Origin of the sequence: Mediterranea sp. An20 (assembly GCF_002160055.1) — a bacterium.
Classification (GTDB): Bacteria; Bacteroidota; Bacteroidia; order Bacteroidales; family Bacteroidaceae; genus Bacteroides; species Bacteroides avicola.
In genome coordinates this window covers 16,939-40,061 of record NZ_NFJV01000014.1, presented here as the reverse complement: position 1 = coordinate 40,061, position 23,123 = coordinate 16,939, and the positions used below count along the sequence as shown (strand labels likewise).

Here is a 23,123-nt window from a genome sequence, read left to right as displayed (position 1 = left end):
TTATTTTAAGACAGTTCATGCCAAAGAGGCTATTTTCTTATACGCCAAGAACAGGAGTACCACGCCGGCAATGACCAGCGATTTGGGGTCGATGTTGGTGGCCATGCTCTGTTCTACGGCAGTGGTAAGCGTTTCGCGCAAGGAGTTCCAAATCAGTTCTATTCCGTCGAGGGCGATAAAGAGCACCAAGGCGAGTGTAAAGCCCGTAAATGTCCACAGCCGTGCCAACCGTTCACGGCGGTCGGGCAGGCGGTTCAGCACGCGGCGGGTGAATCCGTTGTCTGCTATCTCCCGGCGTCCCGGGGCGAGAAACTGTTCTATCAGTCTGTCATCGTTTTCCGTCATAACCGTTTTCTTTTAAATAGGTTGCCAGTTTTTGTTTAGCCCGCGACAGGTGGCTTTTCACCGTGCCGGCGGGGCATCCTGTGATGTCTGCTATCTTGTCGATGCTCAGGTCTTCCATGTAGAAGAGGTTGATGCAGGTGCGTTCAATCTCTTTGAGCATGGCGAGGGCGCGGTAGAGGTCCATCTCCAGCCCGATGTCCCGCTGGTGGGTGTGGCATTGTGCATCCACTTGGCGTGTGTCCAACGCATCTGTCTCTTTTCGGTTGCGAATATAATCATAAAATACGTTATATGCAATACGGTAGAGCCAGGTAGAGAAATTGGCCAGTCCCTTGAAAGAGGCGATGCAGGTGTAGGCCTTGATGAACGTTTCCTGTGCCAGATCGTCACTGAGGTCGGCGTCGCCGCAGGTCTGGTTCAGGAAGAACCGCCGCACGGGCGACTGGTATTTCCTGACCAGTTTGTCGAAGGCAGCGGTGTTGTGTAGCACCGCCACCTGCGTAACCAGCGCTATGTCGTCTAAGCGTTTCATGCTTGTCCTGTCGGGTCGTTAGCTGCTGTGGAGTTGTCTGTTGCTGGCTTTTCGTTGTGAGGTTGCTTGTCCGTCGGGCGAGCATAGGGATTGTCACGCTTGGGGGTGGTGTAGTGGATGGCCAGTTGTCCGGCGCCGATGCAGAAGATGAGCAGACCGATGCAGGCGAAGGACAGTGAGCGTAGACACATCAGCAGGAAGATGAAAAGTCCTATGCCCAGAGCCATGTTCTTGATGCCTTTGGTGCGGTAGTCCAGCGGAGCCACGTCCTTGAACACTTCCTTCGGCAACTGCTGTCCGCTGGCCAAAGCCTGTTGCATGAGCAGGTTGCGCTGTCGGCGGTTCTTGTTGCGGAAGTAGAAGATGAGGATGATGAGCACCACGGGTGTGATGAAGAAGAGAAACAGTCCGAGTGCTACAAGCATGGCAGAAGTCGTGGCGCTGTCTGCCCACTTCTCAACGTCTTCTTTGCCGATATGGAAGAAATCGTCCGCATCATAGGATACGGAATACTTGTGCTGGGTCGGGTTGTCATAAGTCGTGATGCTCAGCGTGTCGGTCACGGCCTGTCCGTCGCGCACGGTGTCCAGCAGTTCGATGATGCGCTTGGTGTTGCCCAAGCTGTCGCGTTCGGTTACGGTCCGTTCTTTGGCTTGTACCGGCATACAGAGGGCTGCCGCGGCAATAAGAGAGAAAATGAAAGTCTTCATAATGCTATTTGTTTTTTTGAGGTTTCTTTGTGTGTTAGACGGAGTTCAAGGCTTTCTGGTTGCAAAGGAACGATATTTTCTTGAAAAAAAAGAGCCCCGTCTGCTCTTCCCTGCCTCGTTCCCCTCGTACCAGCCTTCGTATCTTGCACAGTATTAGCCTATTTGCTTCTTATATATTAGCACCCTGCTTGAAACCTATTTGCTGTTTGCTTCCAATCTATTTGCCGTTTGCTTCCAAGCCATTCGTCCTTTGGCTGTCCCCTGCTTGCCGGACCGGCGGGAGGCGTATGTTGCAAAATTGAAAATCATCCCCTATATTTGTACCATCAAAAGCAGATAAGTATGAATCTTCCTCAAACTTTTACGGAGCGTGTCCGCATGTTGCTGGGCGAGGCCGAAGCCGGGCATCTGTTCGATGCGCTGCAAACCCCTTCACCTGTAAGCGTGCGCCTGAATCCGGGTAAACCTTGTGCGGAGGTACCTGCGGGCGACCCGGTGCCTTGGTGCCCGTCGGGCTTCTACCTCAAACAACGCCCCGTATTCACCCTCGACCCCCTGCTGCACGCGGGAGCTTACTATGTGCAGGAGGCTTCGTCTATGTTCCTCGACCGGGTGCTGCGGCAGTATGTGGGCGAAACTCCCGTGCGTATGTTGGACCTCTGCGCTGCACCCGGCGGCAAATCCACCCTGGCCTGTGCCTCCCTGCCGGTGGGCAGTCTGCTGGTGGCCAACGAGGTGATGCGCAACCGGGTACAAATCTTGTCCGAGAATCTGACTAAATGGGGGTATCCTGATGTGGTGGTGACCCATAACGATCCGGCAGACTTCACGCCCTTGGGGCCCGTATTCGACCTCGTGCTGGTGGATGCTCCTTGTTCGGGTGAAGGAATGTTTCGCAAAGACCCCGTGGCTGTAAAGGAGTGGAGTGTGGAGAACGTGGAACTTTGTGCCCGCCGCCAGCGTCGCATCCTGGCCGATATTTGGCCCTGTCTGCGTCCGGGGGGCTTGCTGGTGTACAGCACCTGTACCTACAATATAAAAGAAGACGAAGAGCAAGTGCGCTGGATGTGCGACGAATGGGGAGCCGAGCCGCTGTCTGTGGCTGATGTGCCAGCATCGTGGGGCATCACAGGAAATTTGTTGGAAGACGAAGACTTTCCCGTTTACCGTTTCTTGCCTCACCGCACGAAGGGCGAAGGCTTCTTCCTTGCCCTCCTGCGCAAACCCGGTGAGGAAGCCGAAGCCTCACCTGTACGCCGCGACAAATTCCGCAAGGAGAAGAGTCGCCAAGCGCGTCCGTCGGCGGCTTTGCCGCGCGAAGCTGTTTCCTGCGCCTTGTCGTGGCTGGTCGGTGGAGAGGAAGCCTTCGAGTCGGTGCCTGCCGGTACGATGCTTGCCGCTGTGCCCCGTGCCCATGCCGATTTCTGCCAGATGTTGCGGGCTTCGCTTCGTGTGATGCAGGCGGGCGTGGTGTTGGGCGAAGTGAAAAGGCGCGACCTGGTGCCTGCACACGCCTTGGCCATGAGCACGGCGATGTCTCCCGATGCCTTTCCGCGTGTGGAGTTGTCGCACGAAGAAGCCATTGCCTACCTGCGGCGCGAGGCCATCGTCTTGCCTGCCGGTGTACCCCGTGGCTTCGTGCTCCTCACCCGTCAGGGCCTCCCCTTGGGTTTCGTGAAGAACGTGGGCAACCGGGCCAATAACCTTTATCCGGCCGAGTGGCGGATACGTATGCAAGTTTAACCCTCTTTCCTTTATCAATCATTATGGCAAAGAAATATCAGCGAAAGATTCAGCGCGGCATCGTCATGCCCGTGCAGCAGTTTATCAACCGTGAGAAGTCCGCCGGTGTGGTGCTGGGCATCAGCATCGTGGTGGCTATGATACTGGCTAATTCGCCTTGGAGTGAAGATTATTTTCATTTGTTCGAAAACAAAGTGGGCTTCTTCTTCAACGGTGAGCCTTACCTTTATTATTCCCTGCATCATTGGATTAACGACGGACTGATGTCGATGTTCTTCTTTGTGGTGGGCCTGGAACTGAAACGCGAGTTTATCGGTGGTGAACTGTCCGACCCACGCCATACCATCCTGCCCATCGGTGCTGCCGTGGCAGGCATGCTGGTTCCTGCCTTGATTTATACCTTGCTGAATGCCGGTACCGGTGCGGCAGGTGGCTGGGGCATCCCGATGGCTACGGACATCGCTTTCTCACTGGCCATCATTTACCTGCTTGGCGACCGCGTGCCGCTGGCTGCCAAGGTATTTCTCACCACGCTGGCCATTGTCGACGATTTGGGCGCGGTGGTGGTCATTGCCTTGTTCTATACCTCGGAGATTTCCTTGTTTAATATCATTGTCGGCGTCGCTTTCCTGCTGGTGATGTGGGGAGCCAACAAACTGGGGGTGAAAAACGTCTTGTTCTACGGTCTGTTGGGTATCGGCGGTGTATGGGTAGCTTTCCTGATGTCCGGCATTCATGCCACCATAGCAGCCGTGCTGGCTGCCTTCGTTATCCCAGCAGACGCCCGTCTGCCCGAGGCTGTTTACCTGAAGCGGGCTGCCCGTCATCTGCGTGCTTTCTCACGCATGGAACCCAATGGTGTCTCAACGTTGGACCATAAGCAACTGGAGGTAGTGGCGCAAATGCGGAACGACACGCGCGATGCCATGCCTCCCTCGCAGCGGCTGGAGCATGCCATGCATCCTTTTGTGTCGTTTGTGGTGATGCCTATCTTTGCCTTGGCCAATGCGGGTGTGTCTTTTGCCGGGATTGACGGTTCGGTGGTCTTTTCTACGAATGTGGCGTTGGGTGTGGCGCTGGGCCTGTTTCTGGGCAAGCCGTTGGGCATTGTGCTTTCCACGTGGCTGCTGTCGCGCTTGGGCGTGGCCCGTCCGGGCGAGGGACTGACGATGAGGCGTGTCGTGGGGCTGGGCTTTCTGGCTTCCATCGGTTTTACGATGTCGATGTTCATTTCCACGTTGGCCTTTACAGAAGATACCTTGCTGCTGCAGGCCAAACTGGGTATCTTTGCCGCATCTATCCTGGGCGGGATTGTCGGCTTCCGGCTGCTGAAGAAATAGATAAATTTCAGGCGCGGATTACGCGATTTTCACGGATTATTTTCTGTTATCCTTCCGTGAAGTCCGCGTAGTCCGCGCCTGAATTATATCCTTTGTCAAATCAGAATAAGAACCGTATCACATCGTTCAGGTTCGCCCAGATAAGCAAGGCGAAAAGCAGGAACATGCCCACCATTTGCGCCCGCTCCATGAATTTGTCGCTGGGTTTGCGCCGTGCCACAATCTCGTAGATGAGGAAGAGCACATGCCCGCCGTCCAATGCCGGGATGGGCAGGATGTTCATAAAGGCCAGGATGATGCTGAGGAAGGCCGTCATGTACCAGAACTGGTGCCAGTCCCACGTGGCGGGGAAGATGCTGCCGATGGCGCCGAATCCACCCAGTTGCTTGGCTCCTTCCTTCGAGAAGAGATACTTCATTTGTCCTACATAGCCTTTCAGCGTATTGACGCCCAAGGTGACACCGGCCGGGAAGGATGAGAAGAAACTGTACTTCTGGTGTACGACCGGAAGCAGGCGGTCGGTTTGTCCCACGGCATATACACCGATGGTGAAGGCTGTGTCTACACGAAGGGCCACGGTGTTCTCCACACCCTGGCGCGTGTAGGTCAGGGTGATGTCGCGCAAGGCTTGGGAGGTACTGTCTGTAGGAGCCTGAACGTATTGTTCGTGGCGCTGTGCCATCTGCTCGCGGAAGTCCAGATAGGCGATGCGCTGCCCGTCTAAGTGTGTGATGCTGTCGCCGGCTTGCAGACCTGCCAGTTGGGCGGGGCTGCCGGCACTGATGCTATCCAGCACGAAGGGAATGCGGAAGTCGGCAAAGCGTACGCTGTCGGCAAGCAGGCGGTCCATCATGCCGTCGGGAATGTAGACCGACGCTTCCTGTCCGTCGCGCAGGACGGTGACTTGGCGTGCATCGACAATGCCCATCAGCAGGTCGGCTCCCATGCGGTCGAAGGGCTTGCCGTCGGCAGAGAGCAGAATATCGCCGTCGCGGAATCCGGCTTCGTGCATGGTCTCGTTGAAGTCCATGCCCAGCGGTGCCTTCTGTACGGGAATGTAGGTGTCGCCCCACGAGAAGAGTATCATGCTGTAGATGAACAGGGCCAGCAGGAAGTTGAACAATACCCCCCCTATCATGATGAGCAGGCGTTGCCACGCAGGCTTGGCACGGAATTCCCAGGGTTTGACGGGTTGTTTCATCTGTTCAGTGTCCATCGACTCGTCTATCATGCCGCTGATTTTGACGTATCCGCCCAGCGGTAGCCAGCCGACGGCGTATTCCGTCTCACTGCGTTTGGGCTTGAACTTGAAGAGCGTGAACCAGGGGTCGAAGAACAGGCAGAATTTTTCTACCCGCGTCTTGAACAGCCGGGCAAAGAGAAAGTGCCCCATCTCGTGAATAATCACCAGGAGCGAAAGACTCATGATGAGCTGGAGGGCACGGATTAAGAATGTTTCCATTTGTCTTTAGTGATTGTTTTCTTGTTTTTACTCAGTTGTTTTTAGTTAGGATTTCTTCTGCCACGCGGCGGGCTTCGGCATCCGTTTGTACATAGTCCTCGTAGGTGGGCTTGGCAAGGAACGGTACGCGCATCATGGTCTTCTCGATGACATCGCTCATGCCTAAGAAAGACACGCGGTCTGTCAGGAAGGCGTAGACACATACCTCGTTGGCTGCATTGACAATGCAGGGCATGTTCCCTCCGCGGTGCAGTGCCTCGTAGGCTAAGGCTAAGTTGCGGAAGCGTGTGGTGTCGGGGCGTTCGAAAGTGAGCGCCGAACATGTGTCGAAGTCAAGCCGGGGGAAAGACGACCGCACACGTTCGGGGAACGAGAAAGCATACTGGATGGGCAGGCGCATGTCTGGCATTCCCAGTTGCGCCTTGATGGCTCCATCTTCGAACTGCACCATGCTGTGGATAACAGCCTGCGGGTGTACTACCACCTCTATCTGTTCCGGGCGCACACCGAAGAGCCAGCGTGCCTCCATCACCTCAAAGCCCTTGTTCATCATCGAGGCGGAGTCGATGGTTATCTTGGCTCCCATCTCCCATTTGGGGTGATGCAGGGCCTGCTCTTTGGTGACGGTAGCCAGTTGCTCGTGTGTGAAGGTGCGGAACGGGCCACCCGAGGCGGTAAGCAATATCTTTTCGATGCCATTGTTGCCCTCACCCGCTAAACATTGGAAGATGGCCGAGTGTTCAGAGTCGACGGGAAGGATGGGAGTACCGTTCACCCGCGCCAGTTCGTTGATGAGTTCTCCGGCCACAACCAGCGTCTCTTTGTTGGCCAAGGCAATGGGCTTGCGGGCACGGATGGCATTCATCGTGGGGCGCAGTCCGGCATATCCCACCATAGCGGCCAGCACCATGTCGACGGGGTTTTCCTGCACAATCTGGCACAGCGCGTCTTCGCCGGCATAGACCTTGATAGGCAAGTCGGCCAAGGCTTCTTTCAGTTCGGGGTATTTCGATTCGTTGGCTATCACCACAGCTTCGGGCATGAACTTGCGTGCCTGAGCGATGAGGCTGTCCACCCGGTTGTTTGCTGTCAGCACGTAGGCTTCGTAGAGGTCGGGATGTTCCTCGATGACCTGCAACGCCTGGGTGCCGATGGAGCCGGTGGATCCGAGTATGGCTATTTGTTTCTTCATAAGCAAGGGTTCAAACAATTGATAATGGATAATGGATTATTGACAATTGAAATTAGAGATTGTCTGAATTGCCAGTGGCGGGAGCATTGCTTCCGTCAGAATACGATGTACAGTTCCGGATTTACAGCTTTGCCTCGATGCCACAGCTCGAAGTGCAGATGTGCTCCTTCGCTGTCTTTGGCTTCGGGAGGCGCGTGCATGGGGGCGATGGCCTCTCCCCCCTTCACTGTTTCTCCTTCGTGTTTGAAAGGAGGGCCGCAATGCTTGTAAACGGAGATAAAGTCCGGGTTGTGCTGCACGATGATGACGTAGCCGGTTTCAGCCGTATAAGCACTCATCAGTACGGTGCCGTCTAACGTGGCCAGCACGCTCTCGTTGGGGTTGGCGGCGATGTCTGTGCCCAAGTGTCCGGCGTCAGCGTCAAAGGGTTTAGCCACCATGCCTTGTGCAGGCCGGTAGAAGATAAGTCCGTCGGCATCGGTGCGTGCGGCAAGGTTCGTCAGATTGTATTTCTCGGCAGCTTCATATTGGCGGCGGAATTCATCTTCGCGCTGCGTGCGTTCCATGAGCGAGTCTTCGCGGAGAACAGTAAGCGAATCCATGCTTTGCACAGTGTCTGTACGGATATTGCCGCTGAAAATGTCTTGGATGTTCATTACGTACATGGCCTGGCGGTCAAGCATCTGCTGGAGGGAATCTACGCGAAGCGCATTTTCCACCACTTGCTGGCGCACCTCGCTGTTCATATAGCCTGGCAGGTAATTGCGCAGGGGAGTGAACGACACGATGGCAGCAGCGATAAGAAAGAGTATGGCCAGCGTGAAGAGTACGACGGAGATGCCGTTGAGTTTGGACACGTAAAGACTCGCCACCTCTTCCAGCGTATTTTCGTTGGTGATGGTCAGACGGTATTTAAACTTGATGTCTTTCCAAAACGGCTTTTTCCGTTTTTTCCTCTGAGTTGTTGTAGCCATGTTTATGCTCCGGTTATGTTTCTTCTGCGTTATCCAAGTCCAGCAAGCCTTCTGGCAGATGCATGGTGATGACACGGTGTGTGGTGTCAATATCCAGTATGAACTCTTCGTGGGCGGGGATGAGAAGTTCTTCGCCTTGATGATCGACAACGAAGAGTACGTTGGGAGTGGAGTCGTCGATGTCGGTCACTTCGCCCAGATGCCCATGCGCGGTGTCTTCCAGGCGGAACCCGATGAAGAATGTCCACGAGAGCTCTTCTGCCGGTGTTTCTTGTGCGTGCTTCACAGGAAAGTAAACCGGGGTGTTGATAAACTGCCGTGCCTGTTCCTGCGTGTCTACGCCTTCGAGCTTCATCAGCGCGGTGGTATCAGAGCGGAAGCGGTATGCTTCGATGAAGAAAGGCACCAGTATCCCGTCCATGGGGCACACCACATACTCCGCCTCCACGCGGTCGAAGATGTCGTCCGTGAAGGTGAACTGCAACTCGCCGCCAATGCCGTGCGGTTTGTTGAACATACCTATCTTATATACTTCCTCCGGTCGTATCATATTCTCGTAATCCTTGCGCCGATGGCGTTCAATCTTCGTTCAATGTCTTCGTAGCCGCGGTCAATCTGTTCGATGTTGTGTATGCGGCTGATGCCGTCGGCGCTCAGTGCGGCGATGAGCAGGGCGATACCCGCGCGGATGTCCGGCGAAGTCATGTTGCCCCCACGCAGACGGAATCCGTGGTCGTGGCCGATGACAACGGCGCGGTGCGGGTCGCACAAGATAATCTGCGCCCCCATATCGATGAGTTTGTCGACGAAAAACAGGCGGCTTTCGAACATTTTCTGGTGTATGAGCACGCTGCCCTGCGCCTGTGTAGCCACGACGAGCATCACACTGAGTAAGTCGGGCGTCAATCCTGGCCATGGCGCATCGGCGATGGTCATGATGGATCCGTCCATGAACGATTCGATGCGGTAGTGTTCCTGGGCGGGGATGTAAAGGTCGTCTCCGCGTTGCTCCACACGGATGCCCAATCTTCGGAAACTTTCGGGGATGATTCCCAAGTGTCTGTAGGCGACATCGCGGATGGTGAGTTCGCTGCGCGTCATGGCAGCCATTCCGATAAAGCTTCCCACCTCGATCATGTCTGGCAATATCGTGTGCTCTGCCCCGTGCAAGGTCTCCACGCCGTCGATAGTCAGCAGGTTGGAGGCTATTCCTTCGATGTGCGCCCCCATGCGGTTGAGCAGGTGACAGAGCTGTTGCACGTAGGGTTCACAGGCGGCATTGTAGATAACGGTACGTCCTTCGGCCAAGACAGCCGCCATGATGATGTTGGCTGTGCCCGTCACCGACGCCTCATCCAGCAGCATATAAGTGCCTTTCAGCCGTTCCGATTTCAGTTCGTAGGTATGTCTGTCAGCGTTGTAGGCGATGTCTGCTCCCAGTTTCTGTATGCCGGCGAAGTGCGTGTCGAGCCTCCGTCGTCCTATCTTGTCGCCACCAGGTTTGGCGATGGTGGCTTGTCCGAAGCGCGACACGAGTGGTCCAGCCAGCATTACCGAGCCTCGCAATCCAGCGCATGCTTTCAGGAAGGCGTCGCTTTGCAAGTAAGCGGGTTCGATGCCGGTGGCGTGGAAACGGTAAGTGTTCATACCTTCTTTGGCCACTTTCACGCCCATATCGCGCAGCAGCTGTATGAGGTTGTTCACGTCCAAGATGTCGGGCACGTTGTGCACCACCACCTCGTCTGGGGTGAGGAGCGTGGCGCAGATGATTTGCAGCGCTTCGTTCTTGGCTCCTTGCGGGCGGATTTCTCCGTTCAGCCGGTGTCCTCCTTCGATGATGAATGATGCCATGAGCGGTTAGTATTTTCCGCTTTTCTTGCGGTTGTTATTGTTCCGGTTGTTGTTCCGGTTGTTATAATTATTCTGATAGTTGTTGCGGCAATAGCGGTTGATGCGTTCGTTCATGAGGTACCTGATGGCGGGTGTCATCTGCAGGCGTCCTTGCGAGAGTTCCTGCAAGTCGTCGGCTATCTTTTCGTCCTCTACCGCGTCTTTGTTCCATGCCATGTAGTCTTTCTTCATGTGGTTGCAGATAAGTGCGATGAGTTGTTGCTTCTCGTCGCCTTCGGGCATTTCGCAAGCTTTCTGGATGAGCACTTCCAGCGTGCGCCCATAGTGCCGGTAACGTATTTTGGTGCGTGGGTAGGGGATAGGATCGGGTTTGGTGTCGAGTCTGTCTTTGCGGATGATTTCATACGGGTAGTCAATGTCTAACTTGAAATCGGACATGATGGCGAGGTGGTCCCAAAGCTTGTGCTTAAAGTCGGGCACGTCGCGCAAGTGTGGAAACATATTGCCCATGATGCCGATGATGGTGTTGGCGCACCGCTGCCGTTCGCGTCGATCTTCTATGGTCAGGGCGTAATCTACCATGTTCTGTATGCTCCGCCCATATTCTGGCAGTGGCATTCGTTTTTGTTGGGTATTGTATCGCATAATCGGTAAATAAAATTATTGATTTGAGTGCTTGTTGAGTTGAAAATTACTGAATTGAGATTTGAGGAGTAAGAGATGACTGTCATCTGCCAGTTTCCATTTATTTTTTAATTCTCGATTCTCCATTTTCCATTTAACAAGTTCTTATCTTAATAACGGTTTCGGTTTTCCCGCCACGAATTCCTTCAGATAGAATGGCTCGAAGTAGGCTACATCTTCAAATCTGCCTTGCGCCATGGCTTTTTCTGCCAGGGGTGTCATCATTACGGCGCGGGGATAGATACCTCCGATGAAGTGCGCGTTGGGATGTTGTTCCAACCGCTCTCTGCACTTGTCGGAGCCGTTGCCGAAGAAATACACAGGGTGGTTCTCCAGATACTCGCGGTAGGTATCGGATTCCACGATGTCTGCCGCTGTGGGGCGCACCGTGTGCAGGGCGCGGTCGTAGATGGCGGCATATACCTCCATGCGGCGGGCGTCGATGAGGGGGCAGAGCAGTGCGTCGTCGGGCAATTCGTCGTGGTAGAGCAGCACCGGCACACACAATACTTCGAGCGTGGGTAGCCCGATAAGAGGTATACTGCGCCCGTAGCACACACCCTTTGCCATGGAGACGCCGATACGCAAGCCTGTATACGAACCGGGACCGCAGCTCACCGAGACGGCATCGAGCAGGATGGCGTGGTGGTCGGCAAACGAAAGGGCTTCATCGACAAACACTCCCAGCAGTGTGGCGTGCGAGGGACCCCGCAGCTCTTCTTTCTCAAAAATGTTCTGACCGTCTTGGCTCACGGCTACCGAGCAGGCCGTGGTGGAGGTCTCTATATGTAAGATACATGACATAATATGATACGTGTTTTGTTTCCCGAAGCTTCGCCGCGCACTCTGCCAAGGCGAGCAGCAAGCAAAGTGTTCCGGAGGTTTTCAGCTTACAAAAGTACGGGATTATTTTCAGTAATTAAAAATAATCGTGTAATTTTGCGCAAAAGTTAAGAAGCATTATGATACAATCCATGACGGGCTATGGCAAAGCTGTGGCCGATTTGCCTGATAAGAAAGTTTATGTCGAGATAAAATCTCTCAACAGCAAAGCGCTCGATCTCTCCGCTCGCATAGCGCCTCTCTACCGTGAAAAGGAGATGGAGATACGCGCCCTTCTCTCCGCCGAGTTGGAACGTGGGAAGGTAGACTTCAACTTGTGGGTAGAGAAGAAAGAAGGGGTGGGTGCTGCCACGCCTATCGACGCACATTTGGTCAAGGCTTACTACGACCGCATCTGCGAGATTGCGCAAACCACCGGCATACCTTTGCCTGCTGATTGGTTCTCCACGCTCTTGCGCCTGCCCGACGTTCTGGCAAAGAGCGAAGTGCAGGAGCTTTCCGACGAGGAGTGGGAGCAGGTGCGTGCCGCGGTGCGCCAGGCCGTGGATGCGCTGACCGGATTCCGCTGCCAAGAGGGGGCAGCGCTGGAGGAGAAATTCCGCGAGAAAATAAGCAATATCGCCCGTCTGCTGGCCGAGGTGGAGCCTTACGAACAAGAGCGGGTGGTAAAAATACGCGAGCGCATCGTTGATGCCTTGCAGAAAACGCTGGAGGTGGATTACGATAAAAACCGTCTGGAGCAGGAACTTATCTACTACATCGAGAAGCTCGACGTCAACGAAGAGAAGCAGCGCCTGGCTAACCACCTGAAGTATTTTATCCAGACGCTGGAGGAAGGCCACGGACAAGGAAAGAAGCTGGGATTCATCGCCCAGGAAATGGGGCGCGAAATCAATACCCTTGGAAGCAAGTCGAACCATGCCGAGATGCAGCGTATTGTCGTGCGCATGAAAGACGAGTTGGAGCAAATCAAGGAACAGGTGCTGAATGTGATGTAAACTTGTTGAATTGAGAATTAAAAAATAGTGGCAATTGGCGCAACTGGCAAATGACTGTCATCTCTTATTTCTCAATTTTCAATTCTCCGTCCTCAATTTACCAACTTTCTTATTTCTCAATTTTTAATTTCCAATTCTCAATTTACTAAGAATGAGCAAGCTTATTATTTTTTCCGCCCCCAGCGGTTCGGGCAAGAGCACCATCATCAACTACCTGCTCTCTGCGCATCCCGAGCTTCATCTGTCGTTTTCCATCTCTGCCACCAGCCGTTCTCCGCGCGGCAGCGAGCGTGACGGAGTAGAATACTTCTTCCTCACCCCCGATGAATTCCGCCGCCGCATTGAGGCAGGCGACTTCCTGGAGTACGAAGAGGTGTATAAAGATCGTTTCTACGGAACCCTTAAGGAACAGGTAGAGAAACAGTTGGAAGCCGGAGAAAACGTCATTTTCGATGTCGACGTAGTGGGTGGATGCCACATCAAGGAGTTTTATGGGCAGCGTGCACTTTCGCTTTTCATCCAGCCGCCTTCCGTAGAAGAGCTACGCCGACGATTGGTGGGCAGAGGCACCGATGCGCCCGAAGTCATCGAGAGCCGGGTGGCAAAAGCGGCTTATGAGCTGACTTTCGCGCCGAAGTTCGACCGCGTGATTGTGAACGACGATTTGGAGAAGGCCAAGGCAGAAACATTGGGTGCGGTCAGGGAGTTCTTGTTGGATGATTGATTCTTTTTTAGGAGCGGATTACGCGGATTGTACGGGTTGATTTCATCGTGAGTCTATGTTTTTTGGGTCAATAATATATCTTGATAGATCTGTGTCGTTCGCGTAGTCCGCACCTAAAAATTATAAACTTTATTACATCTGTTATGGCAAAAAAAGATTATAGCGGCAAGCAGTTAAGTACCAAGGCCCACAGAGTGCTGCTCATTGTCAACGTGGTAGTTTTTCTGGCAGCGGTAGCTTTGCTGGTGGGGAGCATCCGACACGATGAGACGGTCAGTGTAGTGGCCGCGTCGCTGGTCATGCTGGTTTCGGCAGGCAATGCCTTTATGAGCGGGCTTCGCCTGAAGGGCAAGAAACTATGAGAGTAGGTCTTTTCAGCGGTTCGTTCAACCCCGTGCATGTGGGGCATTTGGCACTGGCCAATTACCTGTGCGAGTTTGGCTGGGTGGACGAAGTGTGGTTTGTTGTTTCGCCTCGCAACCCCTTCAAGCAAGGGCAGGAGTTGATGGACGACGGTTTGCGCCTGCAGTTGGTTCGTCTGGCCATCGGCGATTATCCGCGCTTCCGCGCCTGCGACGTGGAGTTTGACTTGCCGCGTCCGTCTTATACCATCCACACGCTCGACAAACTGCGCGAAGTTTGTCCGTGCCATGAATTTCATCTTATCATCGGATCCGACAACTGGGAGGGGTTCCCTCGTTGGCGGGAGGCTGGGCGCATCTTGGCCGAACATCGGCTGATTGTTTACCCGCGTCCGGGCTATCCCGTAGACGAGGATTCGCTGCCCCCGCACGTGAGGTTCGTGCCTGCGCCGGTGATGGAGGTCAGTTCTACTTTCATCCGGCAGGCGATGGCGGAGGGAAGGGATGTGCGATTCTTCTTGCATCCGAGAGTGTGGGAGGAAATTGTTAAATTGAGAATTGAAAATTGAGAATTGAGATAGATCGTCAATCTGATTTAGTTTTATTAAATACAGAGACACAGAGTTCCGTAACCTCTCACCTGTTTCCGGTAGGATGTTACGGAACTCTGTGTTTCCGCGCCTCTGTTTAGTACCACTTAATTTTGCACATTTACTTTTGCCAAGTTTAGTGAGAGGAAATAAGAAAGCGGGAAGCCCAGGCTTATCGCTCCGGGGGCATCCCGCTTACTTACCTAATCAATTCTATCTATCAATCTTCAAACAAAAAATTCAGATAGTTACCTGCCGCAGTCAGACTATCCCCTGCGCCATCATGGCACGTGCCACTTTCATGAATCCGGCGATGTTGGCGCCTTTGACGTAGTTGACGTAGCCGTCGGGTTCGGTGCCATACTTCACGCAGTTCTCGTGGATGTTCTCCATGATGTAGTGCAGTTTGTTGTCCACCTCCTCGGCACTCCACGAGAGACGTTCGGAGTTCTGCGTCATCTCGAGGCCGGAAACTGACACGCCGCCTGCATTGGCTGCCTTGCCCGGTGCGTAGAGAATCTTGGCTTCCTGGAACACGCGTATGGCTTCGGGCGTGGAGGGCATGTTAGCACCCTCGCTGACGGCGATGACACCGTTGGCCACGAGCTTCCGGGCGTCGTCTCCGTCAATCTCGTTCTGTGTGGCGCTGGGCAGTGCGATGTCGGCCTTCTCACCCCAAGGGCGTGCACCTTCGACGTACTTCACGCCGGGGTACTGCTCGGCATACTCGCGGATACGTCCGCGGTAGAGGTTCTTCAGCTCCATGATGTAGTCCAGCTTTTCGCGGTCGATGCCTTCGGGGTCGTAGACGTAGCCGTCGGAGTCGCTCATGGTCAGCACCTTGCCGCCCAGTTGGAGTACTTTTTCGGCGGTGTACTGTGCCACATTGCCCGAGCCGCTGATGAGGCAGGTCTTGCCCTGAAGGTCCATGCCTTTGGTTTTCAGCATCTCCATGAGGAAGTAGACATTGCCGTAGCCCGTGGCTTCGGGGCGGATGAGCGAGCCGCCGAATTCCTGTCCCTTGCCGGTGAGCACACCGCTGAATTCGCGTGTCAGCTTCTTGTACATGCCGAACATGAATCCTACTTCGCGTCCTCCCACGCCGATGTCGCCTGCGGGCACGTCGATGTCGGGGCCGATGTGGCGCCACAGCTCCAGCATGAAGGCCTGGCAGAAGCGCATCACCTCGGCGTTACTCTTACCGCGGGGCGAGAAATCGGAGCCGCCTTTGCCGCCGCCCATGGGCAGGGTAGTGAGGGAGTTTTTGAAAGTTTGCTCAAAGGCGAGGAACTTCAGGATGCCCAGATTGACGGAGGCATGGAAACGGATGCCGCCTTTGTAGGGGCCGATGGCGTTGTTGTGTTGCACGCGGTAGCCCATGTTGGTGCGCACGTTGCCCTTATCGTCGGTCCACGTCACGCGGAATTGGTAGACGCGGTCGGGGATGCAGAGGCGTTCGATGAGGTTTACTTTGTCAAATTCGGGGTGCTTGTTGTATTCCTCCTCGATGGTGGAGAGCACTTCTTCTACGGCCTGGTGGTATTCCGGCTCGCCGGGGAACCGCCTTTTCAGGTCTTCCAATACGTTAGCTGCATTCATAATGGTCTTTTCTTTTTTTATTATTGGTTGTCGTTTGATTCGCTATGGGCCACCAGTTGCTGGATGCTTACTGGTTCCGGCGACAAAAGTACGCATTATTTTTAAACTGGCAAACAAATGATAAAGAAAATGCGGTATTAAACAGCAATTTTATGTTTTACGACGCTGAAAAGTGTTTTTTCGTCACATGCGGACTGTCCTTCGGGACGTGTTGTAGTTGTTAGGGAGGCTACCGGAAGTCTTGGTGACCTCACGGAATGCTTTCACGCTTTCACCCCTGTTTTTTATGGATGGCATTTTGCCGAACCAACAACGGTATAAGAAGGACATTTCCCATACCGTTGAAGCAGCTTTCATATATAGATGAAGCAAACTGTATCAGGATAGGAACTTGCCCTTGCCAAAAGCACACCCTCTCAGTCGGCTATGTTCGACTGAGGACTCTGGCAAACGCCTAATGTGGCAAGCAGGAGTCGTTTCGTAAGGCATTATGTATGAAGCGTGAACAGAAATATGAGTTGTGTTAGTTAAAATGTATATAACTTGTTAAAAAAATAACCCGGTGAACGGGCAGGTTGTCTATTTCAGTTTTTGCGTATCTTTGTTCCACTGTTTCACTTAAATTGAAAGAAGCCATGATAGAAAAAAAGATGAGTCTCTTGATTGCTTTTGCGGGCTTGGTGAACGTGGCCGATGCATATACCCAAAACGTGCAGCCATACACTTCCGTCCGGGTAGAGAGTTCCTCCTTGTATCAGCAGGGAAATGTTTACCAGAAAGATTTCCTCCTTTGCATGGACATGCTGGAGCAGACCCATCCGGCTTTTGCGGCGGGGCAAAATGCTCCTTTCTCTGTGGACGACCAGATTGAAGCCGGTTATGAAGCATTGGCGGAATGCCAGTCCAAAGAAGCGTTGGAACGTTGCGTGCAGCGTGTTTTTTCGAATCTGTCCGATGCCCATACTACAGTTTCAGTCGGCTTAGACAGGAATTTGATTTATCCCCTCAATGTGTTTGTCGATTCCGGCAAGCCTTATATCCGGGCTGTCGACAAGGTCCATGCCGCTGCGTTGGGCAAAGAAATCATTCGGATGAATGGCCGGTCGATGAATCGGATTTGGGAAGAGTTTGGCCGGGTCATGAGTTGTGACAATGAAAATTATTTTTGGGAGAAAGTGCCCAACCTCATGCAGTTCTATTCTTTTTGGGTGCAAACGTCTTGCTCTGCACCCGATTCGTTGTTGCGTCTGTCCTTGGCAGATGGGACGGAAATCGCGTTAAAACCAATGAAGCAATCGGAGCTACAAGTGCAATGGCTGAATGTGGCTCCTTCCGGCCATTGGATTCGGGGAAACCGCCGACAACCTTTCCTCTACAAGATATTGCCCGACCGTCCTGTTTGTTATTTGCAGTTTAATGCCTGTACAGACAGGGGAAGTCTGTATGCACAATATGCGCAGACCAAAGGAGAGGTGCCGGACGAAGTGAAGAAACAGTTGGAACAGGTGCCTCGTTTTGATGAGTTTCTCCGGCAGATGTTCCGCGACATGGCTACACATCAGGTAAAGACATTGGTGATAGATGTGCGCGACAATGGCGGTGGTGACAGCCGTTTATGTCAGTTGCTGCTTTCGTGGCTGAAGCCGGAGGTGGAAAGGAAGCAGGGGACGGTGTGGATGCGTTGTTCCGAACTCTTTAAACGCCAATACCCAGCCTTGTCGGAGTCGTTTGCACGCTATTTTGCAGAGCATCGGCAAGTATACAGCAACGATACTTTGTATAATGCGGCAGACATCACACTTCCGGAAACCGGACCGGAAAGTTCGCCCATCGTAGCGGCTTTGGATACTTTCTTTGCATCACCTTCTCCGGCTGTGGCGAATTTTGACGGCGAGGTCATTTTCATCCAGAATCGGGGGACTTACAGCAGCGCAGGTTTGCTGGTTGTCGAGGCGGTGGACAACCATATCGGAAAAGTAATTGGCGATTGCAGTGCTTACAAACCCAGTTCCTACGGCGACATCTTGTTCTGGCGTTTGCCTCACACCGGGGTGCAGGGAACGGTGAGCCACAAACTGTTTCTACGTCCCGACCGTTCGCAAGGTACTCCAGCTTCCCTCTGTCCGGACGTGCTGATTCCTACCCGTTGGGAAGACGTATCGGTTGGAAGGGATGCTTGTTGGGAGTGGGTTTTGCAACATGTCAAATAGCAGAGATGTAAATTAGGTATAAAGAAAGCCGCTGCCCTTGTTTTGTGTTGGGCAGCGGCTTTACTTTTATACCTTTTGGCGTTAAGAATTATCGCTTTTCATGACGCGGTTTGCGTTCCGGTCTTTCTGTGTAGCCCTCGGGCTTCGGCAGCAGCACCTTGTGCGACAGCTTGAACTTGCCCGTCTTCGGGTCGATTTCCAGCAGTTTCACGTCGATGTCGTCGCCTTCTTTCCAACCGGCTTCTTCCACTGTTTCCAGACGTTTCCAGTCGAACTCGGAGATGTGCAGCAGACCGTCTTTGCCTGGCAGGAATTCCACGAAAGCACCGTAGGGCATGATGGAACGGATTTTGCCGTGATACACTTCGCCCACTTCGGGGATGGCCACGATGGCTTTAATCATGCGGATGGCATCGTCGATGCACTTCTTGTTGGTACCGGCAATCTCGATGCGGCCTTCGTTGCCCACCTCTTCGATGTTGATGATGGCACCCGTTTCTTCCTCCATGCCTTGGATAATCTTTCCACCCGGGCCAATGACTGCACCGATGAATTCCTTCGGGATAATCATGGTCTCAATGCGCGGAGCGTGCGGCTTCAAGTCGGGACGCGGCTCGGCGATGCAGTCGGTCAGCTTGCCCAAGATGTATTCGCGGCCTTCTTTGGCTTGCAGCAGAGCTTTTTCCAGAATGTCGTACGACAGGCCGTCGACCTTGATATCCATCTGCGTGGCAGTGATACCGTTTTTCGTACCCGTCACCTTGAAGTCCATGTCGCCCAGGTGGTCTTCATCACCCAAGATGTCGGACAATACGGCGTATTTCTCTTCTCCTGCGTTTTTGATAAGTCCCATGGCGATGCCCGATACCGGATTCTTGATTTGTACGCCTGCATCCATCAATGCCAGTGTGCCGGCGCATACGGTAGCCATCGAAGAAGAACCGTTGGATTCCAGAATGTCCGATACAACGCGCACTACGTAGGGATAGCCTTCGGGAATCTGTCCTTTCAGCGCGCGCCATGCCAGGTGTCCGTGTCCGATTTCGCGGCGGCCTACGCCACGTTGTGCTTTGGCCTCACCTGTAGAGAACGGGGGGAAGTTGTAGTGCAGCAGGAAGCGTTCCTTGCCCTGGTTCAGCACATCGTCCACGATTTTCTCGTCATCCTTTGTGCCCAATGTTACCGTAGCCAGTGCCTGTGTCTCGCCACGGGTGAAGATGGCAGAGCCGTGAGGGCCGGGCAGGGGAGAAACCTCGCACCAGATGGGACGGATTTCCGTCGTCTTGCGGCCGTCCAGGCGTTTGCCTTCATCGAGGATGCAACGACGCATGGCCTCTTTCTCCACGTCGTGATAGTAACGGTCGATAAGCGGTGCCTTTTCTTCCAGTTCTTCTTCAGTGAACTGAGCCTTGAACTCTTCGCAAATGGCATCGAAGGCATCCTGACGCTCGTGCTTGTTACGGTTTCCGCTGGCAGCAATGGCGTATGCCTTGTCGTAGCAGGCATCGTGTACGGCCTTACGCAGGTCTTCGTCGTTCACTTCGTGGCAGTATTCGCGCTTTACAGTCGAGCCGACTTCTTCGGCCAGCTCCATCTGTGCCTTACACATGGGCTTGATAGCCTCGTGGGCAGCTTTCAGGGCAGCCAGCAGATCCTGTTCGGACACTTCTTTCATTTCGCCTTCCACCATCATGATGTTCTCGTAGGTGGCACCTACCATCAGGTCCATGTCGGCCTTTTCCAGTTGCTCGAACGTGGGGTTGATGACGAACTGTCCGTCGATGCGGGCTACACGCACTTCAGCGATGGGACCTCCGAAGGGGATGTCTGATACAGCCAAAGCAGCCGAAGCAGCCAGACCTGCCAGCGCGTCGGGCATGTCAACGCCGTCGGCGGAGAAAAGGATAATGTTTACGTATACTTCTGCGTGGAAATTGTCGGGGAAAAGAGGACGCAAGGCGCGGTCAACGAGACGGCAAGTCAGAATCTCATAGTCTGATGCGCGTCCTTCGCGCTTGGTGAAGCCGCCGGGGAAACGTCCGAAAGCGGAATACTTTTCTTTATACTCTACCTGCAGCGGCATGAAATCTGTTCCGGGAACTGCATCTTTTGCGGCACAAACAGTAGCCAGCAGCATGGTGTTGCCCATGCGCAGCATCACAGCACCATCTGCCTGTTTTGCCAGCTTTCCCGTCTCGAGCGTGATGGTTCTTCCATCTGCCAGCTCGATTGTCTTGACAATAGGGTTAATCATAAGAAGTTTTTTATTTCTATTTCTCTATAAAATTCGCGCAAAGATACATATAATTCTTTATCTAAAGGCGTGGAGATGAGATAAAAAGTTTATAAATACGTAATTTTTGCGTATTTCTGTATGTAACGGCGGTGAAAATGCTTTGACTAAATCTGAAAAGACGTATCTTTGCACCGCTTTCGCGAGAGACCGGAATGCACAAAACTTCCTGCTCGCATCCTTTCTTTTCCCGACCCGGATGTTCATACGCCGGTTTCGGGGAACATGCAGGAAGGGGACGGAACACATCCGGTGGCGTGGCGAAAGGCTACGGTGGCAGAAGCCCCGCTCTTTTTTTGAATAGATTAAATTACGGATAAGCAATGAAGAAGATTATTTATGTAGCATTGGCAACGGCCCTGTTGGGTGCGTGCACTTCCGGACCGCAGTTCAAGATAGAAGGCAGCGTGTCTGGTGCCGACGGTAAGATGCTTTATCTGGAGGCCTCGGCCTTGGAGGGTATCCTTCCGATGGATTCGGTGAAACTGAAGGGTGACGGTTCTTTCGCTTTCAAAGGTGACTGCCCTGTCTCTCCTGAGTTTTATAGGTTGAGGGTAGACAATCAGGTGATTAACCTTTCCATCGATTCGACCGAAACGGTAACGGTTAAAGCCGATTTGGGTAATCTGGCTACCGGCTATACGGTGGAAGGTTCGGCCAACTGTGAGAAGATTAAGGAACTGACACTGAAGCAGACAGTCTTGCAAAACCGGGTAGACGACCTGACCAAGGCCATGAATGCGCGGGCCATCGGGGTGGACGATTTTCAGGACAGCTTGGCCGTGCTGCTGAAAAATTATAAGGACGATGTGAAGATAAACTATATTTTTGCTGCCCCCAATACGGCTGCTGCCTATTTTGCCTTGTTCCAGAAGCTGAACAATTACCTTATTTTCGACCCGCTGAACAGCAAGGATGATGTGAAGTGCTTTGCCGCCGTGGCTACCAGCCTGAACCAGTCATACCCGCATGCCGACCGTTCACGCAACCTTTATAATATTGTCATCAAGGGCATGAAGAATACGCGCACTCCGCAGCAGGCTGCCGTTGATGCCCCGAAGGTGGAAGTGCAGGAGACCGGAATTATTGACATCAGCCTGCGCGACTTGGAAGGCAAGGTGCACAAACTGGCCGACCAGAAGGGGAAGGTGGTTATCTTGGACTTTACCATTTACCAAAGTGCCGTATCGGCTTCGCACAACTATATGCTCATTGACCTTTATAATAAGTATGCCTCGCAAGGGCTGCAGATCTATCAGGTCTCACTCGATGCCGACGAACATTTCTGGAAAACTACGGCGGATAACCTGCCCTGGATTTGCGTGCGGGATGCCAACGGCATCTATTCCTCCTATGCATCGGCCTACAATGTGCAGACTCTGCCGACGCTTTTCCTCATCAACCGCAATAATGAGTTGAGCGCTCGTGGAGAAACCATCAAAAATCTGGAGGAAGAAGTCAAGAAATTGCTCTAACTTCTTAAAAGTTAGTGTTTTTTGCCTAAATATGTTACAAAGCATCGCTTTTTGCTTGACACGTATGGATTAAAAGCCTATCTTTGTCGCAGAAATAAGAAAGAGGGTTCCAGCATGCCGGACATGTTGGAATTCTTTTTTGTTTATAAGAGTAATAGTGAATAACAGTAAAAACGAAAATTTATAAGGAGGAAAAACTATGGCTTATATGTCAGAAGACGGCTACAATAAGTTGTTGGCCGAGTTAAAGAACCTGGAGGCGGTAGAACGCCCCAAAGTTATTGCAGCAATTGCTGAAGCGCGCGACAAGGGCGACCTGTCTGAAAATGCAGAGTATGATGCTGCCAAAGAAGCGCAGGGCATGTTGGAGGCAAAGATTGCCAAACTGAAGGCGGTGATTGCCGATGCCAAAATCATTGATGAGTCGAAGCTGAAGACTGATTCGGTGCAGATTCTGAACAAGGTGGAGCTGAAGAACGTGAAAAACGGTGCGAAGATGACTTACACCATCGTTTCGGAAAGCGAAGCCAACCTGAAAGAAGGTAAGATTTCGGTAAATACCCCGATTGCACAGGGACTGCTGGGTAAGAAGGTGGGCGATGTGGCCGAAATCAAGGTGCCGCAAGGAATGATTAAACTGGAAGTCCTGAACATATCTTTCTAAAGTGATGGAGAAATGAAGAATGAGAAAACGGGTTGCGCCATGCGAGCCTTTCACATTCTTCATTTTTTTATTCCTCTTATGCAGACTGTAATCTTATAAATAAAGTTGTCTATGACTATATTCAGCAGAATCATTGCAGGTGAGATTCCCTGCTACAAAGTGGCCGAGAACGATAAGTTCTTTGCTTTTCTCGACATTAATCCGCTGGTGAAGGGCCATACGCTGGTTGTTCCCAAGCAGGAAGTAGATTATATCTTCGATTTGAGCGACGAAGACTTGGCGGCTATGCACGTGTTTGCCAAACATATTGCTGTGGCTATTGGCAAGGCATTCTCTTGTCGTAAGGTCGGCATGGCGGTGCTGGGGTTGGAGGTGCCTCACGCACATATCCATCTGGTACCTATGCAGAACGAGAAAGACATGCTTTTCTCCAATCCCAAACTGCAACTGACGGACGATGAGTTTAAGGCGGTGGCTGAAGCCATTCGTGCCCAGCTCTGAGATATATTGGGTTTCCTCCATTGAATAAAAG

Annotated in this window: 22 protein-coding genes; 10 read left to right on the top strand and 12 right to left on the bottom strand. The window is 52.9% G+C overall.

All coding sequences use genetic code 11. The annotated features are described in order from the left end of the window. Positions 1 to 15 precede the first annotated feature (15 nt). From B5F34_RS09525 to B5F34_RS09515, 3 genes are read right to left on the bottom strand one after another with little or no spacing between them, the layout of a single operon-like run. On the bottom strand, positions 16 to 345 hold the full coding sequence (locus B5F34_RS09525; RefSeq protein ID WP_087337944.1) for a DUF5056 domain-containing protein: 330 nt from the start codon (positions 343 to 345) through the stop codon (positions 16 to 18). Continuing rightward, positions 329 to 877, bottom strand: coding sequence for a sigma-70 family RNA polymerase sigma factor (locus tag B5F34_RS09520; RefSeq protein ID WP_087337941.1), 549 nt, complete (start codon positions 875 to 877; stop codon positions 329 to 331). Before B5F34_RS09520 ends, B5F34_RS09525 begins: the two co-directional genes overlap by 17 nt. Continuing rightward, complete coding sequence (locus tag B5F34_RS09515) at positions 874 to 1,587, bottom strand: DUF6249 domain-containing protein (RefSeq protein ID WP_087337938.1); 714 nt, start codon at positions 1,585 to 1,587, stop codon at positions 874 to 876. Before B5F34_RS09515 ends, B5F34_RS09520 begins: the two co-directional genes overlap by 4 nt. 342 nt (positions 1,588 to 1,929) lie before the next feature. On the opposite strand from B5F34_RS09515, the gene B5F34_RS09510 reads away from it, so the two are divergent. Together B5F34_RS09510 and nhaA are read left to right on the top strand one after the other, a co-directional pair. Then, complete coding sequence (locus B5F34_RS09510; protein ID WP_087337935.1) at positions 1,930 to 3,330, top strand: rRNA cytosine-C5-methyltransferase; 1,401 nt, start codon at positions 1,930 to 1,932, stop codon at positions 3,328 to 3,330. Positions 3,331 to 3,353: 23 nt separating this feature from the next. After that, positions 3,354 to 4,670: a Na+/H+ antiporter NhaA gene (gene nhaA / locus B5F34_RS09505; protein WP_087337932.1), complete on the top strand. Its 1,317-nt coding sequence runs from the start codon at positions 3,354 to 3,356 to the stop codon at positions 4,668 to 4,670. 100 nt (positions 4,671 to 4,770) lie between these two features. On the opposite strand, the gene rseP is transcribed toward nhaA, so the two are convergent. The 7 genes from rseP to tsaB all read right to left on the bottom strand — a co-directional run bounded on the left by rseP (position 4,771) and on the right by tsaB (position 11,637). Further along, a complete protein-coding gene (rseP, locus tag B5F34_RS09500) occupies positions 4,771 to 6,132 on the bottom strand; it encodes an RIP metalloprotease RseP (RefSeq protein ID WP_087337929.1) in 1,362 nt (453 codons plus the stop codon). A 31-nt stretch (positions 6,133 to 6,163) separates the two neighbouring features. Next, the gene (locus B5F34_RS09495; RefSeq protein ID WP_087337926.1) at positions 6,164 to 7,324 is read right to left on the bottom strand and encodes a 1-deoxy-D-xylulose-5-phosphate reductoisomerase; all 1,161 of its coding nucleotides are present in this window, start codon (positions 7,322 to 7,324) and stop codon (positions 6,164 to 6,166) included. A gap of 95 nt (positions 7,325 to 7,419) precedes the next feature. Then, entirely contained in the window at positions 7,420 to 8,298 is an 879-nt protein-coding gene (locus B5F34_RS09490; RefSeq protein WP_087337923.1) for a M23 family metallopeptidase, read from the bottom strand. 13 nt (positions 8,299 to 8,311) lie between these two features. Continuing rightward, the gene (gene rimM / locus B5F34_RS09485) at positions 8,312 to 8,848 is read right to left on the bottom strand and encodes a ribosome maturation factor RimM (protein ID WP_087337920.1); all 537 of its coding nucleotides are present in this window, start codon (positions 8,846 to 8,848) and stop codon (positions 8,312 to 8,314) included. Then, positions 8,845 to 10,149 (bottom strand): UDP-N-acetylglucosamine 1-carboxyvinyltransferase, encoded by a 1,305-nt coding sequence (gene murA, locus B5F34_RS09480; RefSeq protein ID WP_087337917.1) that lies wholly within the window; start codon positions 10,147 to 10,149, stop codon positions 8,845 to 8,847. Before murA ends, rimM begins: the two co-directional genes overlap by 4 nt. Before the next feature lie 6 nt (positions 10,150 to 10,155). Continuing rightward, positions 10,156 to 10,794 carry a DUF4290 domain-containing protein gene (locus B5F34_RS09475; RefSeq protein ID WP_087337914.1) on the bottom strand — a complete coding sequence of 213 codons (639 nt, stop codon included), beginning with the start codon at positions 10,792 to 10,794 and terminating at the stop codon, positions 10,156 to 10,158. 144 nt (positions 10,795 to 10,938) lie between these two features. Continuing rightward, complete coding sequence (gene tsaB / locus B5F34_RS09470) at positions 10,939 to 11,637, bottom strand: tRNA (adenosine(37)-N6)-threonylcarbamoyltransferase complex dimerization subunit type 1 TsaB (protein ID WP_087337912.1); 699 nt, start codon at positions 11,635 to 11,637, stop codon at positions 10,939 to 10,941. A 158-nt stretch (positions 11,638 to 11,795) separates the two neighbouring features. Between tsaB and B5F34_RS09465 the strand changes: the two genes are divergently transcribed. From B5F34_RS09465 to nadD, 4 genes are all read left to right on the top strand, one after another. Next, complete coding sequence (locus tag B5F34_RS09465) at positions 11,796 to 12,674, top strand: YicC/YloC family endoribonuclease (protein ID WP_087337909.1); 879 nt, start codon at positions 11,796 to 11,798, stop codon at positions 12,672 to 12,674. 151 nt (positions 12,675 to 12,825) lie between these two features. After that, a complete protein-coding gene (gene gmk / locus B5F34_RS09460) occupies positions 12,826 to 13,398 on the top strand; it encodes a guanylate kinase (RefSeq protein WP_087337906.1) in 573 nt (190 codons plus the stop codon). A 143-nt stretch (positions 13,399 to 13,541) separates the two neighbouring features. Beyond that, positions 13,542 to 13,760, top strand: coding sequence for a hypothetical protein (locus B5F34_RS09455; RefSeq protein ID WP_087337903.1), 219 nt, complete (start codon positions 13,542 to 13,544; stop codon positions 13,758 to 13,760). Next, positions 13,757 to 14,329, top strand: coding sequence for a nicotinate (nicotinamide) nucleotide adenylyltransferase (nadD, locus tag B5F34_RS09450; protein ID WP_087337900.1), 573 nt, complete (start codon positions 13,757 to 13,759; stop codon positions 14,327 to 14,329). The genes B5F34_RS09455 and nadD overlap by 4 nt, the downstream gene beginning before the upstream one ends. Positions 14,330 to 14,611: 282 nt before the next feature. On the opposite strand, the gene B5F34_RS09445 is transcribed toward nadD, so the two are convergent. Next, the gene (locus B5F34_RS09445) at positions 14,612 to 15,949 is read right to left on the bottom strand and encodes an NADP-specific glutamate dehydrogenase (protein WP_087337897.1); all 1,338 of its coding nucleotides are present in this window, start codon (positions 15,947 to 15,949) and stop codon (positions 14,612 to 14,614) included. Positions 15,950 to 16,599: 650 nt separating this feature from the next. On the opposite strand from B5F34_RS09445, the gene B5F34_RS09440 reads away from it, so the two are divergent. Beyond that, positions 16,600 to 18,159, top strand: coding sequence for a S41 family peptidase (locus tag B5F34_RS09440; RefSeq protein ID WP_162609313.1), 1,560 nt, complete (start codon positions 16,600 to 16,602; stop codon positions 18,157 to 18,159). Between the two features lie 88 nt (positions 18,160 to 18,247). On the opposite strand, the gene pnp is transcribed toward B5F34_RS09440, so the two are convergent. Further along, positions 18,248 to 20,413, bottom strand: a complete 2,166-nt coding sequence (gene pnp, locus B5F34_RS09435) for a polyribonucleotide nucleotidyltransferase (protein ID WP_087337891.1) — start codon at positions 20,411 to 20,413, stop codon at positions 18,248 to 18,250. A 362-nt stretch (positions 20,414 to 20,775) separates the two neighbouring features. On the opposite strand from pnp, the gene B5F34_RS09430 reads away from it, so the two are divergent. The 3 genes from B5F34_RS09430 (at position 20,776) to B5F34_RS09420 (ending at position 23,092) form a co-directional block, all read left to right on the top strand. Beyond that, positions 20,776 to 21,927 (top strand): TlpA disulfide reductase family protein, encoded by a 1,152-nt coding sequence (locus B5F34_RS09430; protein ID WP_087337888.1) that lies wholly within the window; start codon positions 20,776 to 20,778, stop codon positions 21,925 to 21,927. A gap of 199 nt (positions 21,928 to 22,126) precedes the next feature. Next, entirely contained in the window at positions 22,127 to 22,591 is a 465-nt protein-coding gene (gene greA, locus B5F34_RS09425) for a transcription elongation factor GreA (protein WP_087337885.1), read from the top strand. Between the two features lie 111 nt (positions 22,592 to 22,702). After that, the gene (locus B5F34_RS09420; protein WP_087337883.1) at positions 22,703 to 23,092 is read left to right on the top strand and encodes an HIT family protein; all 390 of its coding nucleotides are present in this window, start codon (positions 22,703 to 22,705) and stop codon (positions 23,090 to 23,092) included. Positions 23,093 to 23,123: the final 31 nt, after the last annotated feature.